Origin of the sequence: Sinorhizobium numidicum (assembly GCF_029892045.1) — a bacterium.
GTDB lineage: Bacteria > Pseudomonadota > Alphaproteobacteria > Rhizobiales > Rhizobiaceae > Sinorhizobium > Sinorhizobium numidicum.
In genome coordinates this window covers 2,256,765-2,274,322 of record NZ_CP120368.1, presented here as the reverse complement: position 1 = coordinate 2,274,322, position 17,558 = coordinate 2,256,765, and the positions used below count along the sequence as shown (strand labels likewise).

Below are 17,558 nucleotides of genomic sequence, written 5' to 3'. Positions count from 1 at the left end.
TCGGGGCCGCCCGGAATCCTCCGGTTAGGAGTCGGGAGCGAACATCACCCCCAAGACGCCTGCGCGAGTGATGGATAACATCCTTTCCGCGCTGGTGGAAATACCGCGGCGTTTCGGGCGTCGCTCATCAGCGCCGAGTACCGCCGGCGTCATCTCGCCGTCGGCCCACTCGCGAGAGAAAATCCCGCGTGAGTGCGACGACCTCGGAGAGATTCGTCTCCAGCAACCAATGGCCGCCATCAAGCAGATGCAATTCGGCTTTCGGCAGGTCGCGGAGGTAAGCTCTCGCCGACGCTTCGGGCATGTAGCCGTCTTGCGGGCCCCAGACGATCAGCGCCGGGGGTTGATGTTCATGCAAGTAGGCCTGATATCGCGGGAACCAGGCGAGATTCTCTCGGAGACCAGCAATCACGTCTATGGCAATCTCCCGTCGTTTCGCCGTCGTCAACGCCCAATGGAGTTTCCAGAGATCGGGAGAAATCCGTTCGGCAAGTTCGGGCCGGACATCATTCAGAAATTCATCCCGGTATCCCTCTTCGCTCACCGCTTCGCCGAGCTTGGCCCGGCCCTCCGGCGTGGGATTGCGGAAATAGTCTTGCAGCGGTGCGTATTTTGGACCCAGCTCATCCTCGTAGATGTCGCCGTTTTGAATGATCAGCGCGACAATTCGGTCCGGCCGCTTGATCGCTAGCCTAAGACCGATCTGGGATCCGAAGTCGTGCAGGTAGAGCGCGAAACGGTCGACGCCCAGGCGTCGAGTGAATCGGTCGAGAAAATCTGCAAAGCCATCGAAGCCGTAGGCGAAATCGTCTGGCGTGTCGCTGTAGCCGGATCCGGGAAAATCCGGCGCAATAAGCCGCCAGCGATCGGCCATCAAGGGCATGAAGTTGCGGAACTCGTAAGATGAGCATGGATATCCGTGCGGAAGCAGGACGACCGGCGCGTCCCGTGGCCCAGCTTCCCGATAGAAGATGCCGGTACCGTCCAAGTCGACGAGCCGGTGTTTCACGCAATCTGCTGAGATCATGGTTGCCGCACCTCGTGTTAACTGATCGAGGCTGAACATCGCACAGGGCGCGATGGTTCCATCGTTTGATCAGGCTGTCCGCCTTGAGGTCGGAAGCCGATACGGACAGAGCGGTCACCCAAACTTTGCTGCTGGACCCGGAACGGATTTCCAGGCCATTCCCGACAATGTCTGCGAAGGGCAGCTATCGGGCCGCCCTTCGTGCTTGAAGTCCATTGGAATTGATACAAAGCAGAGGAGTGCATGCACAGGCGTTAGGTCAGCTTCCTGCGACGCTCCAGTTCTGCTTCGGTCGGTTGTTCGAACTCGAAGCTACCCGTGACGACTGGACCGCCCCGGACGTATTTATTGACCGTCACGCCGCTCGTCGAGACCTTGGAACTGACGAGTTTCAGCGCTGTCGGCACAGTGCCGCTGCCGAACAGCTTCTTGCCTTTTCCGAGCACGAGCGGAAAGAGCGAAATATTCATCTCGTCAACTAGGTCATTGCTGAGGAGGGTCTGCAGGAAGTCGGTCGAGCCTTGCGTCAGCAAGTCCGGTCCGTCCTCGCTTTTCAACTCCCTAAGCGTGGCGAGCACATCGGAGCCTAGGGTCTGGCTGTTCTGCCAGTCGAGCTTCAACTCCGGATTGCGCGTAGCAACATACTTGGTGATGCGGTCGAACAAGGGCCCGATCGGATCATCGGCGCCGACATAGGGCCAGTGCGCCGCGAAAATATCATAGGTCTTCCGGCCAAGCAGCAGATCAAACGGCTTGGCAAACATTTCACCCACCGCTTCTCCCATGGTTTCGTCGAAATAGGGTGCCACCCAGCCACCGTACTCGAACCCGCCGGTTGGATCCTCCTGCGGCCCGCCTGGTGCTTGCATGACGCCGTCGAGGCTTACAAATGCACCAACGATGATCTTCCTCATTTCTGCTCTCCTTTGGTCGCCATGTTACTGTGTTAAGACGCCCGACGGCAGCGGATACCGACAGCAGCTAGGAGAAAAATTGCGAAGTTTGCCAATGGGGACGCGTGCTGCCGGCGCAAGCAAGGGTCGAGCCGAGTTGACATAGCCCAAGTCGGGGAATTTAGCTTGAACCGCGGCCACGAGGGCTCACGCCTGCGAAAACGAAATGCGCCGAGGAGAACGAGGAATGCACTCCCGGAGAGATTTTTTGGCAAACGGCCTCGGAGCAGGGGCGGCGGCATTGTGCGCGTCGATCTTGGCGGCCTATGCGGCAGGCGGGCCCGAGCACGTGCAAAGCGCCATCGCGATCACCGAGGTGTTCGGCGACGGCCAGAAGTTCACGGCTGTGGCCTTGGAATATGACCAGGACATCGACAGCTCCAAGCTTTCCACCTCGACCTTCAGCGTGCAGGGGCGAACGATCACCAATGTCTATGCAAACAGGGTTGCGGCACCGGCCGGCGAGGGTGCGAACGGAAAATACGCCATCATCGAGCTTTCGCCCGATGATCCGGACGCCGCACTCTATGTTTTGGACAAGCGAACCGTGGCGCGGAAGGAAGCGAAGGCGTCGGTCACACAGACCGGACCCGTATCTACGACCGGCGGCGATACTTACGCTGCAAGCGCCGATGCGATCGCCACCAACAGCATCGCGAATCTGGTCGTCGACGACTTTCGGCAGCTCGAATACAAGGACCCCGAGACCAGGGACATCCTGAACTACAATCTGTTCGTTCCCAAAAACTACGATAAGGCCAAGTCCTACCCTCTGGTTCTGTTCATGCATGATGCCGGCGCGACCAGCGCGATCACGGACACTACGCTGGTGCAGGGACTGGGAGCCGTGGTCTGGGCGAGCCCGGCGGATCAGGCCAAGCGCGAAGCCTTCGTGCTCGCGCCCCAATATCCCACCCCGGTCGTCAACGACAAGTCGGAGGCTTCGAGCTATCTCGACACCACCGTTAACCTCATCAACAAGCTGATGAGTGAATACAGCATCGACAGGAATCGGCTGTACGCGACGGGCCAGTCGGGCGGCGCCATGATGTCGATCGCCATGAACATCAAATATCCCGATCTGTTTGCCGCATCTTTCCTCGTTGCCGGCCAGTGGGACCCGGCGAAGGTGAAGCCGCTGGCGGAAGACAAGCTTTGGATCATGGTCTCGGAGGGCGACCTGAAAGCCTATCGCGGCCAGAACGCGATCACCGCCGTGCTCGAGGAAGAAGGGGCCAAGGTCAGCCGCGCCGTCTGGAACGGCCGCTCGACGCCCGAGGAATTCGAGGCCGCGGTCGAAAAGATGGAGGCCGAGGGCAGCCCCGTCAACTACGTGGCACTTCGGAAGGGAACGGTGGTGCCGCCCGGCCAGCCTGACGACGGCGGCAGCAACCACGTCAACACCTGGCGGATCGCCTACACGATCGAAGGCATCCGCGACTGGATCTTCAAGCAGCGCAAGTGATGTGGATGATGGATGGGCAAAACGCGTTCCTCGCAGAACACAATCCGCCCGCGTCGCCCCCCAACCTTGACGATCCTTTCTCTCGACCAGGGCAACATCTACTCACCGCCCCGCGACCATTTCGACGAGCAGACGGCTGAGACCAGCCCGTTGACAGACATTGCGGCACTGGAGAGCCCTCGGTGGGAGCCCCGCCACGGACCTGTTTCATGTCCTTAAGCGACTTTTCCGTCCCGTCCGTCACCCCGCCGGGCCGTAAATCAGCTCGGATCCTTTTCGTAGGTCTTCGTTCCCGGTGGCAATTGAACCCAGGGATGTCGCCGGCAGTCATAAACCGAATCCTGCGGCGGCGGAAAACCCGGGTCGGCAAACGCGCCGACGGCGACAGCCACGGATGATTGTTCGTAACCTTCTTCTGTGTGGAACAGGTTCGTCCCGCAAACGGGGCAGAAGCGAAACCTGAAACGGGCACCCTGGTCGCCGACGCGGACGTACTCGGTTGCCGTGCCCGAGACCTTGTATGGGGCGGCAAAGGCGGCGAGCGCGGCGAAGACGCTGCCTGTCCGGCGCTGGCAGGCAAGGCAGTGGCAAAGGCCGACTCCGAGCGGTTCTCCTTGAACTTCGATGCCCAACTGGCCGCAGGAACAAGTGGCTGTTCGAGAGTGCATTGAGTACCTCGTGAAACGTTGTTGATGATCCGCAGCGATTCAGAGAGCTATAGCGCCGCGCGTCCGATTAGACGCGCGGCGCTATAGGGTTGCCGGATGCCTTCGATCAGGCCACCTCAGTCATCGTCATAGGAGCGGTCACGATAATATCGGTCGCTTTCGTAGCGGCTGCGCCAGCCGTCGCGAAATACACGACGCAGAACGTGGCGCTCGCAATAACCGTCTTCGCAATATGTATCGACAATCCGCTCGCGCACGACGCCGTTATTGGACGAGCTGTTCGAGCTCGTATTCGACGATTGGCTCCCAGCCTCGGCCATGCTGGTCGTCATCGCCAGGGCTGCAAACAGGACAAGCAGGATACGCATGGCTTCCTCCTTCTGCATCACATTCAGCGATCTGCAGCGCGGGCGCCTTCTCAGGCACACCAAGATCGCTGTAGCATTTTGAATGCTGCATGTTTTTATCTGTACTGCATAATTCCTTAAATCGGGTCCGATTTAAGGATCCGATTTAAGGAAACATGCCGTAGCCTGAACTGGCAATGAACGGCGGGGCCGGGACGTGCCACCCGTCCCTCACGGAATCGCAAAGATGCTGATTTCGCTGGTGATGCCGCGCAGCGTGACGTTGTGCGACAGTGGGCTGAGGCCGCGGTCCGAAAGCAGGCTCGAGGCGCGCGGGTCTTCGAGTACCGAGCCGGTCGCGAAGATCTCGCGCGCGGTGGCGAGGTGCTGCACGCGCGAGGCAATATTGACTGTCTGGCCGAAATAGTCCTGCCGCTCGTTCAAGTTGACGGCGATGCACGGCCCTTCGTGGATGCCGATCTTTAAGAGCAGGTCGTCGCTGCCGCGCTCTTCATTGAGCTCGCGCATCGCGTCGCGCATCCGCATCGCCGCGGCGATCGCCCGGTCCGGCGTCGGGAAGGTGGCCATCACCGCATCGCCGATTGTCTTGACGACGGCGCCCGCCTCGGCCGCGACGATCTCGTTGAGCACGCTGAAATGCGTCTTCACCAGATCGAATGCAGCAAGGTCGCCGACGCGCTCGTAGAGTTCGGTCGAGCCGCGCAGGTCGGTGAAGAGGAAGGTGAGGCTGGTGATCTTCAGCCGCTGATCCACGTCGAGCGTATCGGTGCGATAGATGTCACGGAAGGTCTGGTTGGACAGGAGGCGCTTGGCGGTGAGAAACGGCCGGCGCTGGCCGAGCAGTCCGTGCAGCGCATCGTTGGCGATGCACACGGAGGGCAGGGTGCGGACCTCGGCATGGTTCTCCACCTGAATCCGAAGCGGCCCGGGCTGCAGGTTCAGCGTCTCGGCATGTCGGTGCGAGCGGTCGAAGACGAGCGACAGGTTTCTCCGCTCTCTCGTCGGCTCGCCGCTGACGTTCAGGAACTGCGCCGCATGCGTCACCGGCTCGAAGATGATGACGAACTCCGCCGGAAGCTGCAGCGAGATCACTGCCTTGTCGCCTGGCGGCAACTCCAGCGTCTCGATCATGAACTCGTCGACCTTTTCCTCGTAGCCCTCATCGGGCAGGTCGACGCCCGAGCCCCAATAGATCTGGCGGAAATATTCCGTCGGCGGCAATTCATGCGGATTGTGCGCCTCGATATGCCGCACGCGCGGGCTCACCGTGAAGGTCACCTCGACCATCTCGTCGAGCGTCGGCTCATAGCCGGCGGCGCAGAGCGCGCAGGTATATTCCTCGTTCTGCACCGTTTTTAGCGACGTATTGGCATCGAGCACCCCGCCGCAGCCGGGACAGAGCACGTTCCACGATAGTTCGAAGAGACCAAGACGCGACGCATGCAGGAAGCCGGCAATCGTCTCCTCCTCGTCGAGCCCTTCGCTGGCGGCGAAGGCGAGCGCATTGACGCGGCAGAGCTTTTGATCCGGCGCCTCCCGAACGAGCCGCTCGAAGGCATCGACGACCTCCGGCTTCACCGATTGGCGCAGCACCTCGAATAAAGTCTGAGCTTCACTCATGGGGGTATTCTATACGGAATTTGCGGCGCGGTCAGGGGATTTGATGAGGTGGTTGATCGAGGGCGGGCGCAGTTTCGGCGGGTCGATGGAGGCGGGCGCGGAATTTGGCCCAACGCCGCCGCACACCGAGGTAATTCAGGATGCTCGTATTGCGCGGAAGGTGGAACGTCCGGCAATTCTCGCTAATTGAGGTGCCGCCCATGATCCGACCATCGGATCAGGCGCGAAGTAGACTCATGAGGGCCGGGGCCAAGCCACCAGCGCAGGAGGTGCCGAAGCGGAAACCAGCCTTGCTTTCTCTACGCCGCCGCAGGATTTGCCTTACAGGCGACGCGAGCGGTTCAGGTGCTTTTGATCGTGCCGTTCATCCCGTTGGGGTAGAAGCCACCTTTGCTCGCGCCTTCCTGATCGGTGAGATACACGATGCGCAACACCTCTTGCGGAGTCCGGGTGAAGGCTATCGCATCCGGCGTCGAAGGAACGATGTTGGCCTTGCCCTCCATCTGGATGCCTTGGTCCTTGTCTTCCGAACCATCGATCTTGTCGCGAGCATCGGAAATCGCGTTTGCCGCCTTCCAGGCTTGCTCGCCCATTCTATAGAGCGTAGATCGGGCCATTCCCATGTGGTAGGCCTCGACCGCCAGAATTCCAGCGGCGGCGGCGAGAAAATCCTCGTTCCTCAAAACTGTCGCGGCGCCGGCATAGGCAGTGACGCCCACGTCTTCGAACAACATGCCGCCGAGCACGAAGTTCATTTCGTTGCCGAAGGGATCAAAGTTCTCCCCTAGCCCTGCCGCTTGTGCAACTGCGGCAAAGCCCGCATCAAAATCGATGGCCGGCCGAGGCACGGCTGCGTCTCCAAGCGTTTTGCGATAGAACCTGACGTGGGCAAGTTCGTTTTCCGCCACCTCGCGCATGAACTCACCGATAGCGGGCGTATCGAAGGAAACCTGCTTGCCTCCGGTCACCGGTCCAGCTTCCGCACCCGCATCAGAATCATCGATCCCTTTCCCGGTCGTGCCGCGCAGGTAGTACTCGGCTTCCATGTACTCCAGGTTGAGCGCAAACTGGAATATGTCCTCGTCCATCAGGTCATCCGGCTCGTCCGCGTGCGAGACCGAAGTGAAACCCGCAGTCGACGCGAGCGTCGCTCCGAGGCCAAACTGCAAAAGGCGGCGGCGGGGGAGAAAAAGTGAAGGCATTGCACGGATCATGGCTTCCTCCTTAAAGCCCGCCCGGCGCAGTTTTGGCACCTCGGTAACGCGGGCCAATCAGGCCAAACATCATCAAAGGCGAAATGTTCCGGTCCCCAACGTTCCAAGGGAAGCTTTAAACGGTCGGCCTTGAGTCGACGCGGCAGTATTCCCCCTCTGAGATCAGCGGAGAGCGCCTCCGACGTCCACCGCGCGGATCCAGCAAATTTGCACCCGCCCCCTCACGGCGTATGCCAAGCCTCACGCAGCCGCTATGAGGATCAGTTTTTCACTAACGAAAAACACCTTGCGGAATCGAAGCTTCTGATCGCCGCTCGCCTGGTGACATAGTTCGTCGTCAGCATCGCGCCACAAGGAAAGGGAATGCCATGCTTGCCAACGACATCTCCGCGATCAGGCGCAGACCATTGGGGCGCTCCGGCCTGTCAGCCGGATCCATCGGCTTAGGCTGTTGGGCGATTGGAGGCTACTTCACGCTCAACGGAAAGCCGGACGGCTGGGGAGAGGTCAACGACGAACAGTCGATCCGCGCCATTCATCTCGGGCTTGAGATGGGTGCTTCGCTGATCGACACGGCCGACGCGTATGGAACCGGCCACAGCGAAGAGGTGATTGGCCGCGCACTAAGCGGGCGAAGAGGGGACGCAATCGTCGCAACCAAGTTCGGATATACCTACGATCGCGCCGCCCGCGCCCTGGTCAGCAAGGATGTCAGCCCCGCCTACATCGAACAGGCCTGCGCGGCATCGCTTCAGCGTTTAGGCACCGACCATATCGACCTCTATCAAATCCACGTCGGGGAGCTTTCAGACGATCAGGCGGATGCGGCTGGCGAGACGCTCGAAGAGCTGACGGAGAAAGGTGCCATCCGTTTCTGGGGCTGGAGCACGGACAACGCCGCCGCGGCGAAGCGCATGGTGAAATTTCCACATTTCGTCGCGGTCCAGCAGGAGCTGAACGTCTTCACAGATGGGCCGGAGATGCTGACGATGTGCGAGGGCAACAATCTCGCGAGCATCAATCGATCTCCATTGGCAATGGGATTCCTGACCGGCAAGTTCAGTGCTGAAGCGCGACTGCCTCCAAACGACGTGCGCGCGGCTGGTCATAGCTGGGTGCGATTCTTTGAGGACGGGCGGCCGCGTGCTGATTGTCTCGATCGCCTCGCGCAGGTGCGGGAACTGCTCCAGACCGGCGGCAGGACTTTGGCTCAAGGCGCACTGGGATGGATTCTTGCCCGTTCACCCAACACCCTTCCTATACCCGGCTTCAAAACGGAGGCGCAGGTGCGAGAAAATCTAGCCACGCTGGAAATAGGGCCGTTACCGAGAGCTACGATGGCGGAAATCGATGAGCTTCTCGGTAACAAGGTCAATCAGAGCTGATCGCTCTGCTGGGCAGTTCAGCACGATAAGCTGGCCACGCCTCATCGTGCTCCCGCTAAGGGACGTGACCAGATACCCCGCTGCCCGGCGGGTCAGAAGAAAAGTACGTCGTCGGAGCGGAGACTGGAGAGAGCCACCCCCTCAAGCAGGATACCGTCGCGGCTCCCGAAGCCGTAGGAGACAAAGACGCCGTCCTCCGTGTCCGAGGCCAGCGAGAGAAAGCCGTCGAAGTCGCGGATGCCCATCGCGCGCAGGGCACTCCGGTCGAACCGCAGCACATCGCCGCTCGCCGGGTCGAAGTCGACGACGCGGTCGATGCCGTTGCCGGTCAAGGCGCCGCGGCTCCAGATGAAGGTATCGGCACCTGCTCCGCCAATTAACTGGTCGGCGCCGCCCCCACCCCAGATTTGGTCGTCACCCGCGCCGCCGATCAGGCGGTCGGCGCCGCCGCCCCCCGAGATTTCGTCGTCGCCCGCCCGACCGTCGATGAGATCGTCGCCGTTATTGCTGGCGAGGACGTCGTTGCCGCCGCCGCCGCGCAGCGTGTCGTCGTTTTGATCGTACAAATTCGTGACCACCCGGAAGCTCTCGATCCCGCGGAACACCAGGCTCGGGCCCATCATGCCGGCCAACGCGTCAAAATCGATGGCGCCCATGACATGGTCTGCCGCGATATGCAGCGTGTCGTCGCCGGCGCCGCCCTCGATTATGCCTTCGGGGCGGAAGAGCCGGATCAGATCATTGCCGTCACCACCGTCAATGAAATCGACGCCGCCGCGGCCGATGAGCGTGTCGTCGCCACCATTGCCGAGCATCACGTCGTCACCGGAACCGGCATCGAAATGATCTCTGCTGCTGCCGCCGATCAGAACATTGTCGCCTTCGCCGGCAAAGACGGAGCCCATCATGTTTGACGAGCCGAAGACCACGTCGTCGCCGCTGCCGAGGGTGATGTCGATTTTCTCGAAGCCGCGGAAAACGAGGCCGGTCGAGGCCGTGCCCCGCTCCAGATCGACGGTGATGTCCTGAGGCTCGCCGTGATGTTGCAAGTAGAGCACATCGTTGCCGGTGCCGCCGTCCGCCTCCGCTGTGCTGAACGTCGTGATGACGACGTCGTTGCCGGCCCCGCCAGAGAGGCGGTTGGCGCCGACTCCGTCGCTGATCATGTCGTCGCCGTCGCCGGCATCGATGACATCGTCGCCGAAAGCAATCGGACCCACGTCGAGCGCCCACGCGGTGCCGATCACATCGTTCCCACCTCGGGTGGAAATCAAATCGTTTCCTACAGTGCCCAGGATGCGGTCATCGCCGCTCCCGGTCGTCAGCTCCAGCCGCTCGATGTTGCTGAAAAAGATATGATCGGTGAGCTCCTGGCCACGGCCGATCATGGCGTGACCGGCGACGCCGTTGAACCGCACCGTCTCGCTCGTCGTCGAAAGGTCGACCGTGAAGCGATCGAAACCGGCACCACCCGTGACCGCTCCGCCGACGCCGAGAAGGACAATCCTGTCGTCGCCTTCTCCGCCATCCAGCCTGTCATAGCCGCTCGCACTCGTCAGGAGATCGTCGCCGGCGCCGGCATCGAGCAGGTCGCCGCCTTCTCCGCCGCCGAGATCATCGTTGCCGGACGCCCCCACAGCCGATCCTTCTCCAATATGCCGCGCAGCGTGTCGTCGCCACTCGTTCCGATGAGATTTGTCATGACCTCGTTCCCTCCGCCGTAGTTACAGAGAACTTATAGCGCAGTGAGATCAAAACAGAATAACACCTAAGAGAAAGGCTAATAATATTATAAAACTGTCAAATTAGCGCGAATATATTTCAAAATTACGTCGACAATACAATAGGTATAATTGAATAATCGAACCACACTTCATTCACTCAGGCGTTTTGCGCCTGACGGGCTCGGCCTTCTCGATGACGCCCCTAAAAGATTAGCTACCGGCGCACGCCATCGGTTCTGCACCAATCGCCGGGATCGAGGCGGCACGAAAGAGGACCCTTCCGGGCAGCCTTTCCGGACGTTGGCGCGCACTGCAATGAACGTTGGATGTTGACGAAGGTCAGCTTCAAGCCGAATAGACTCGGACGCAGGACGGCAGTAAAGTTTGAGCAATCGGGCTAGGAAGGCGCCATCGCATATGGCCAACGAATCCATCAGACGTCGGCTCGCCGCCATTCTGGCCGCTGACGTGGTCGGCTACAGCCGGCTCATGGAGCGCGACGAGACGGCTACGCATACGCTGCTCATGGCGCGATGGAAAGAGGTGCTGGAGCCGCTTGTCACGTGTCATCAGGGCCGCGTCTTCAAGCGGACCGGCGATGGCGTGTTCGTCGAATTCGGCAGCGCCGTCAATGCCGTCGAATGCGCCGCAGCCCTTCAGCAGGCGATGGCGGCCGCAAACAGAGACATGCCGAGAGACCGGGCTATCGTGCTGCGTGTCGGCGTGAATCTCGGCGACGTGATGGTCGAGGACAGCGATCTCTACGGCGATGGCGTCAATGTGGCTGCCCGTCTCGAGACGCTCGCCGATCCCGGCGGCGTGGCGATTTCGGACGGCGTTCATGAATATGTGCATGGCCGCGCCGGCATCGATTTCGTCGACAGCGGCTATCACGAGGTCAAGAACATCGAGCGTCCGGTGCATGTCTGGAAATGGTCGCCGAACCGCACGAACGATCCCATCAAGACTGCCGTGGAAACCCCGCCGCGGCTTCCGGCGAAGCCGTCGATCGCCGTCCTGCCGTTTGACAACATGTCCGGCGACCCGGAGCAGGGTTATTTCGCCGATGGCATCACCGAGGACATCATCACCGATCTTTCCAAGGTGTCCGGTCTCTTCGTGATCGCCCGCAATTCCTCTTTCGCCTACAAGGGCAAGACGCCGGACATCCGCAAGGTCAGCCGGGAACTCGGCGTCCGTTATGTCCTGGAAGGCAGCGTGCGCAGGGCCGCCGACCGCATCCGCATCAACGCCCAGATGATCGACGGCACGACCGGCGGTCATCTGTGGGCCGAGCGCTACGATCGCGGCATCGAGGATATCTTCGCGGTTCAGGACGAAGTGACCCGCACCATCGTCGACGCGCTCAGAGTGAAGCTGACGGCCGGCGAAGAGGAGCGGCGCGAGAGCCGCGGCAAGGTCGATCCGGCAGCCTACGACCTGCTCGTCCGCTCGCGCCAGACGATGCTGCAGTTCAGCGCGGTATCGTCCATGGAGGCGCGCGCCATGCTGGAGCGCGTCGTCGCCATCGATCCGGGGCTGGCGGCCGCCTATGCTTTGCTGTCGATCATCGCCTTAACCGACTTCATCAACCAGTGGAACGGCGCGACGCCGGAAAATCTCACACAGGCGTTCGAACTGGCCCAAAAGGCAATTGATACGGACGACACCGAGCCGCTAGGCCATCACGCACTCTCGCTTGTCCTTGCCTGGATGCGGCGTCTGGACGAGGCGGAGGACGCCGCAGAGCGGGCGATCGAACTCGACCCCAATTCGGCCAGCGCCTATACCGCACTGGGCACGATAAGGGATTTTGAGGGTCGGCACGAAGAGGCGGTGGCGCTGTACACGCGCGCCCACCGGCTCGACCCGCAATTCGATATGTCGCTGCATTTCCTGGGGCGGGCTCTGTTGAGCCTCGGGCGCTTCGACGAGGCCGAGATCGCCTTCAAGCGACGGCTGACACTTGCGCCACGATCGGACATGACGCGGTTTTATCTCGCCTGTCTCTATGGTCGCATCGGCCGCCACGAAGAAGCGCGACGCTATTGGCGGGAGATGCTGGAGATTAAGCCGAATTTCTCTGTCGATCACCTCAAGCGGGCCTTACCCTACCGCGATGCCAATCTGTTCGATCGGCTGGTGGACGGACTCCGCCAGGCCGGAGTCTCCATCTAAATACGCAACGGGACAGACATGCGGCTTCAGCCACGTTGACCAGCAGAGTTCCATCGCTTCCCAGACCATCGTCACATGAAGGCTGTGAATTGAGATGGGACACCGCGCCCTCGGTGGACAGCGGACGTTGCAGGCCGAACCTACGGCGCTGCGCCCGCGGATGTTTGCTCCCGCGCCGCTTTCCGGAACAGCCAGGCCGATACAAGCCACAGCAAGGCGAAGAATCCGGTCAGGACGACAATAGCCCCTGGCCAGTTCGCCCCGGTGGAGCCCAATCCGGCGATCAGGGCGATCACGCCGACCAACGCCTGAGCGAGCGCCGTCGCGGCCAACGCGCGCGCCATGCCATGGGGCTGGAAGCGCACGATGAGGGCGCCGAGGATCCCGACGGCGAGCACTCCGCCATACATCAGGTTGGCTGGTTGATCCTCAGACCCGATGATGCCGACCGCAAGGTTTATCCAAATGAGGATGAATGCCGCCACGACCGCAACGCCGACGGCGGCGCGGTAGGCGATATTGCCTGTCATCCTTGCTGCCAGCTCGTAGGCGCCGCAAGCGCCGAACAGCATGGCGCCGATGACCGCGAAATCCGTCTCGTCCCAGACCACTTCATCGGTGAACTGCATCGCGATCAGGGGCAGCAGCAATATGAGTGCTGCGATCACCCAAGGCGCTATCCTCCAAAAACGCCTGCGCCGTCCGCCACCGCTTTCCGTGTTTCCTGCCATTGCCTTGTCTCCGGGCACGAGTGAGGCCTTCAATCTAGCTTAGGCCACCGTGAGCGGCATGAGCAAGTTCTGACCCTTTGCTGAGCAATGGCACCTGGCCGATGATCAGGCTTGTTGCCAATGTCCGCAATTGCTCCGATATCGTTGAAAAACTCGGCCAGTTAACTGTTCATCGGGCTGTTGCAGCATCTTTCCGGTAGGGATGATCGGTTATCTGCCCCGCACTTTGGCGCAGGGTATCCTTACTGGCTGCTTTTATGCGGCAATGACGCCGTGTGGTGGCCTTTGTGGTCTGAGTTTCGCCAGTCTTCTGAGGTTCTGGGCGGTTGCTGCAAGCAGGAATTCGTCTCGCGCACCACATGGACCTCGCAGCCTCAAACGCGCCATCCGGAGAATGCGTTTGAGGTGAGCGAAGAGCATCTCGACCTTCTTGCGGCGATGCCGGGAACGCTCGTAAGCGGGTGTGGCGGCAATTGCTCTGGCCACATCGCGGGCATCTTCGTTGAGATCACGCGGCACCTTGCGAGCAACTGCATTCGGGCAGCAGCGCTGCTTCAGATCGCACACATCACAGTCCTTCTTGCTGGCCCGATAAAGCCGGGTGCCTTCACTGGTGATGCCCGATCGGGGCGTCGCGTAGGTGCGGCGGAACTGAACCAATTCCTTGCCCGCCGGGCAGATGTAGCGATCTCCCTCGCCATCCCAGGTGAAGTCCGAACGCGAGAAGGTCCCGTCCGTCCTGTTGGATTTATCAAACACGGGAATGTGCGGCGCGATGTCCTTTTCCTTCACCAGCCAGGCAAGATTGTCAGCAGAACCGTAAGCGCTGTCGGCTGCCAGATAGCCTGGCGTCAAGCCGAAGCGGTTCTCGGTTCTGTCGATCATCGTGCGGGATGCTCCGACCTCCGCCTGACGGATCGCTCGCGTCGCCTCGACATCAAGAATGATACCGTGATCAGTATCGATCAGATAATTGGTGGCGTAGGCGAAGAAGGCATGCCCCTTATGAGCACCTGTCCACTGAGCTGCCGGGTCGGATTGCGAAATGAACTTCGGCGTCACCGGCGAGGCAGCGCCAAAAGCAGCGTCATCCAGAACCGCCAAATACTCCTGAACCGAGCGGCCAGCATCGTCTTCGGCTTTCCATTCAGTGCCGGGCACCGAACGCTGCTTGTTGGCGTCCGCCGCGATCAGGCTGGCATCAACCGCAAAGCCTTCTGCTCCCACCAGCCCTTGGGCAAGGCACCGTTCCACCACAGTCTCAAACATGTGCCGGAGGATATCACTTTGCCGGAACCGGCCATGACGGTTCTTCGAAAAGCTGGAATGATCCGGTACCTTTCCGTCCAGGCCAAGGCGGCAAAACCACCGATATGCGAGATTGAGATGGACCTCCTCGCAAAGTCGCCGTTCCGACCGGATACCCATGCTGTAGCCGATGATCAGCATTCGCATCATCAGCTCAGGATCAACTGAGGGCCGACCAGTGTTGCTATAGAAAGGCTTCAACTGTGCTCGAACGCTATCGAGATCGAGGTGACGATCGATCCCGCGCAGCAGATGATCCGCAGGGACATGTTCATCGAGGCAGAAGTCGTAGAAGAGCTGCGCCGGAACCGCCTGACATCCCATCATTCGCCTGATCCCCTGCAAATCACTCAGAGGATTGAATCACGCGTCCCAAGCATCGGCAATGCCAAGTTTTTCAACAATATCGCTCCCAGAGCGGCCGTCCGATGCTGCGAGCCCGATGACGCGGGCCGACCCCTAGCAGAGAACGGACTGAAGAATAGCCGCTCTGCCGCAGCGAGGATGTTACGAGATGGAACCGCTTCCCCAAACCGCAACCGCGTCTATCGGCGGAGTACCGAATCGGCCGGCTGAGCCGTCGTTATCGGATCGGCATGACGATGCACAATCTTCCAGAGACCATCTTCTGGGCGAAAGACGCTCGTCACGCGTAACGCCAGAGGGGTGATATCGCTCCGACCGCCGACCTTGGACCTGAGCCGCTCTACTTCGACGAGGTATGCCAGCTCAGACGTCACACACTTCGCTATATTTTCGAAGCCGGTAGCATCGCCGTCCCTGTAATTCGATGCCGCCTGCTCCATCGTCTCAACGACCTGCTTCCATCCATGCGCGAAAGGGCCGAAGGGATTGCCCAGTGTTACATCGTCTCGTTGGGAAAAGAGCTCCTTCGCAGGCGCGGGGTTTCCTTTCATGAACTCATCCAGAGCCAGGTGGTATTTTTCGACTGCTTGATCGAAGTCATTTGCGTCAAGGGACACGTCATCCTCCCTGTCGTTTTATCTCTGGTCCGGACTGGCGACTCCCGCGGTTCAACGTTCTGTGTGTCCGCAGCGGCGAGGCATTTTCGCTAACTGCGGCGCAGTGCAGGTTGGCTTAGTCAGTATAGCACGGCGCGAGACAAGGTTCGCGACAGCGTTTTGAGACGGTTCGGTAAATGGCCGCTCTCCACCCCTTTGCGACGATCGGAACGGGAAAGGTCGACCCCTTGCTGTCATTGCCGTTCTACGCGATGAATGGCTCGATTGAGCCCATTGCGGACATGCCATCACGTAGGGAGGGACAACGCCGCGCGGGCTCTCTCGACTTCACTCCGCATGACACATTCCTCCGCGTGGTCGTTGATCAGGCCCATCGCCTGCATGAAGGCATAGACGGTGGTCGGCCCGACGAATTTCCAGCCGCGCTTGCGCAGTTCCTTCGACAGGGCCTCGGAAGCGGGGGACGTCGAGCGGCTTTGCGGCCGGGCGCCATCGTCGGTCGGCTCGAAGCGCCAGAGGAATGCCGCAAGCGAGCCTTCGGCATCGGCCAGTTCGCAGCCGCGGCGGGCATTATTGATGACCGCCTCGATCTTGCCGCGATGGCGCACGATCCCGGCATCCGCCAACAGTCGCGTCACGTCTCTCTCGTCAAACCGCGCCACCTTGCAAAAATCGAACCCGGCGAACGCGGCGCGGAAATTCTCGCGCTTGGCAAGAATGGTGCGCCAGCTCAGGCCAGACTGAAAGCTCTCGAGGCAGAGCTTCTCGAAAAGCCTGATGTCGTCCACGACCGGGAAGCCCCATTCGCGGTCGTGATAGTCGAAGAACTCGGGCGCTGCAGCGCACCAGCGGCAGCGTGGCCGGCCGTCTGGACCGGGAACGGTCGCGCTCATGCCGGTGCCTTCACGAAGTCGAGCGCAGGGACGGTGCGCTTGGGGTCGATCTCGTAGGTCTCGGCGGTCACAATACCCTGCACGACGAAGGGATCGGCAGCGATGCGTGCATCATGCTCCGCCCGGCTTTCGCCATCGGCGAGGATCGCGCCCCCGGCGGCAGGCTGGAGTGAGCCGACGCAGAGGAATGCGCGGTCCGCGAACCCCTCCGCGATCCAGTCATTATGCGCGGCCATGAACTCCGGCGCAGCGGCCCGGTTCTCCGCGAATCTCAGGAAGGTGACGAACATCGGCGCTCCTTGATTAGTTGGGTTGGGAAAGCTCCGGCAGGGTGGCCAGCCAGTGTTCAATCCCGGCCACCTCGCTGTGAATGAATGCCTCGTCCCGGAAAGCAGTGGCCATGACCGCCGCTCCCTGGGACCAGGCGAGAAGATGCAGCGCCAGCCCCTCAGCCCGGTCGCCGGCGCCCAGTGCCCGAAATTGTCCGGCGAGCCAGTCGCGGAACAGGCTGAAAATTGCGGTCGCGTGGTCCTGCGCTGCGTGATCGAGTTTGGCGAGTTCCGAGCAGAGCGTCCCTACCGGACAGCCGAAGGCCATGATCTTGGTCCGGTTTGCGATCAGCATATGGATGAAGGACAGGATGCGCGTGCGCGGGCCGTCGCCTGTGGCCTGCCAGCCATCGAGCATCGCGCGTGTTCGCTCGATTCGGAGCGAGATAATGGCATCCAGTATGTCGTCCTTGGTTTTGAAGTGGTGATAGAAATTCCCGCGCGAGATGCCCACGGCTGCGGCGATGTCAGCAAAGGAAGTGGCCTCGAACCCGCCCTCGTAGAAGAGGGCATCCGCCTTTTCGATTATGAGGTCACGGGTTGATGATGCGGGCATGTGCGGTTGTTATCCTGTGAGCCTCAACCAACTAGGACAACTGTCCTAGTTGGTCAACACCAGCCGCATTAAATGTCAGCTTCGTGCGCAAATTCGGCCGTTCCGAGTGCCAGCCTTGAGTGACCGCTCCCCACTACCCAAAGCGGAAATCACTCT

At 60.8% G+C, this 17,558-nt stretch carries 17 protein-coding genes; 3 read left to right on the top strand and 14 right to left on the bottom strand.

Annotated elements, in window-relative coordinates; genetic code table 11:
• Window positions 1-127 precede the first annotated feature (127 nt).
• Window positions 128-1,027, bottom strand: coding sequence for an alpha/beta fold hydrolase (locus PYH37_RS22095; protein WP_280733547.1), 900 nt, complete (start codon window positions 1,025-1,027; stop codon window positions 128-130).
• A 254-nt stretch (window positions 1,028-1,281) separates the two neighbouring features.
• Window positions 1,282-1,941, bottom strand: a complete 660-nt coding sequence (locus PYH37_RS22090; protein WP_280733546.1) for a dihydrofolate reductase family protein — start codon at window positions 1,939-1,941, stop codon at window positions 1,282-1,284.
• A gap of 226 nt (window positions 1,942-2,167) precedes the next feature.
• Here PYH37_RS22090 and PYH37_RS22085 point away from each other — a divergent pair, with 226 nt between their 5' ends.
• On the top strand, window positions 2,168-3,445 hold the full coding sequence (locus PYH37_RS22085; protein ID WP_280733545.1) for a prolyl oligopeptidase family serine peptidase: 1,278 nt from the start codon (window positions 2,168-2,170) through the stop codon (window positions 3,443-3,445).
• A gap of 260 nt (window positions 3,446-3,705) precedes the next feature.
• On the opposite strand, the gene PYH37_RS22080 is transcribed toward PYH37_RS22085, so the two are convergent.
• From PYH37_RS22080 to PYH37_RS22065, 4 genes are all read right to left on the bottom strand, one after another.
• The gene (locus PYH37_RS22080) at window positions 3,706-4,113 is read right to left on the bottom strand and encodes a GFA family protein (RefSeq protein WP_280733544.1); all 408 of its coding nucleotides are present in this window, start codon (window positions 4,111-4,113) and stop codon (window positions 3,706-3,708) included.
• A 116-nt stretch (window positions 4,114-4,229) separates the two neighbouring features.
• On the bottom strand, window positions 4,230-4,481 hold the full coding sequence (locus tag PYH37_RS22075) for a hypothetical protein (RefSeq protein WP_280733543.1): 252 nt from the start codon (window positions 4,479-4,481) through the stop codon (window positions 4,230-4,232).
• A 210-nt stretch (window positions 4,482-4,691) separates the two neighbouring features.
• Window positions 4,692-6,101, bottom strand: coding sequence for an adenylate/guanylate cyclase domain-containing protein (locus tag PYH37_RS22070; protein WP_280733542.1), 1,410 nt, complete (start codon window positions 6,099-6,101; stop codon window positions 4,692-4,694).
• Window positions 6,102-6,442: 341 nt separating this feature from the next.
• The gene (locus PYH37_RS22065) at window positions 6,443-7,315 is read right to left on the bottom strand and encodes a ferritin-like domain-containing protein (protein ID WP_280733540.1); all 873 of its coding nucleotides are present in this window, start codon (window positions 7,313-7,315) and stop codon (window positions 6,443-6,445) included.
• Between the two features lie 368 nt (window positions 7,316-7,683).
• On the opposite strand from PYH37_RS22065, the gene PYH37_RS22060 reads away from it, so the two are divergent.
• Window positions 7,684-8,700 (top strand): aldo/keto reductase, encoded by a 1,017-nt coding sequence (locus PYH37_RS22060; protein WP_280733539.1) that lies wholly within the window; start codon window positions 7,684-7,686, stop codon window positions 8,698-8,700.
• A gap of 92 nt (window positions 8,701-8,792) precedes the next feature.
• Here the strand turns inward: PYH37_RS22060 and PYH37_RS22055 are convergent, their stop codons facing one another.
• Complete coding sequence (locus tag PYH37_RS22055) at window positions 8,793-10,259, bottom strand: calcium-binding protein (RefSeq protein ID WP_425336164.1); 1,467 nt, start codon at window positions 10,257-10,259, stop codon at window positions 8,793-8,795.
• Window positions 10,256-10,402, bottom strand: coding sequence for a hypothetical protein (locus PYH37_RS22050; RefSeq protein ID WP_280733538.1), 147 nt, complete (start codon window positions 10,400-10,402; stop codon window positions 10,256-10,258). The genes PYH37_RS22055 and PYH37_RS22050 overlap by 4 nt, the downstream gene beginning before the upstream one ends.
• Window positions 10,403-10,841: 439 nt before the next feature.
• On the opposite strand from PYH37_RS22050, the gene PYH37_RS22045 reads away from it, so the two are divergent.
• Window positions 10,842-12,602, top strand: coding sequence for an adenylate/guanylate cyclase domain-containing protein (locus PYH37_RS22045; RefSeq protein ID WP_280733537.1), 1,761 nt, complete (start codon window positions 10,842-10,844; stop codon window positions 12,600-12,602).
• 140 nt (window positions 12,603-12,742) lie between these two features.
• On the opposite strand, the gene PYH37_RS22040 is transcribed toward PYH37_RS22045, so the two are convergent.
• The 6 genes from PYH37_RS22040 to PYH37_RS22015 all read right to left on the bottom strand — a co-directional run bounded on the left by PYH37_RS22040 (window position 12,743) and on the right by PYH37_RS22015 (window position 17,402).
• Entirely contained in the window at window positions 12,743-13,333 is a 591-nt protein-coding gene (locus PYH37_RS22040; RefSeq protein WP_425336113.1) for a hypothetical protein, read from the bottom strand.
• A gap of 255 nt (window positions 13,334-13,588) precedes the next feature.
• The gene (locus PYH37_RS22035) at window positions 13,589-14,968 is read right to left on the bottom strand and encodes a transposase (protein ID WP_280731359.1); all 1,380 of its coding nucleotides are present in this window, start codon (window positions 14,966-14,968) and stop codon (window positions 13,589-13,591) included.
• Window positions 14,969-15,186: 218 nt separating this feature from the next.
• Window positions 15,187-15,624 carry a YybH family protein gene (locus PYH37_RS22030; RefSeq protein WP_280733535.1) on the bottom strand — a complete coding sequence of 146 codons (438 nt, stop codon included), beginning with the start codon at window positions 15,622-15,624 and terminating at the stop codon, window positions 15,187-15,189.
• A 287-nt stretch (window positions 15,625-15,911) separates the two neighbouring features.
• Window positions 15,912-16,517: a DNA-3-methyladenine glycosylase I gene (locus tag PYH37_RS22025; protein ID WP_280733534.1), complete on the bottom strand. Its 606-nt coding sequence runs from the start codon at window positions 16,515-16,517 to the stop codon at window positions 15,912-15,914.
• Window positions 16,514-16,807, bottom strand: a complete 294-nt coding sequence (locus tag PYH37_RS22020; protein WP_280733533.1) for a YciI family protein — start codon at window positions 16,805-16,807, stop codon at window positions 16,514-16,516. Before PYH37_RS22020 ends, PYH37_RS22025 begins: the two co-directional genes overlap by 4 nt.
• Before the next feature lie 13 nt (window positions 16,808-16,820).
• Window positions 16,821-17,402 carry a TetR/AcrR family transcriptional regulator gene (locus PYH37_RS22015; RefSeq protein WP_280733532.1) on the bottom strand — a complete coding sequence of 194 codons (582 nt, stop codon included), beginning with the start codon at window positions 17,400-17,402 and terminating at the stop codon, window positions 16,821-16,823.
• Window positions 17,403-17,558 lie beyond the last annotated feature (156 nt).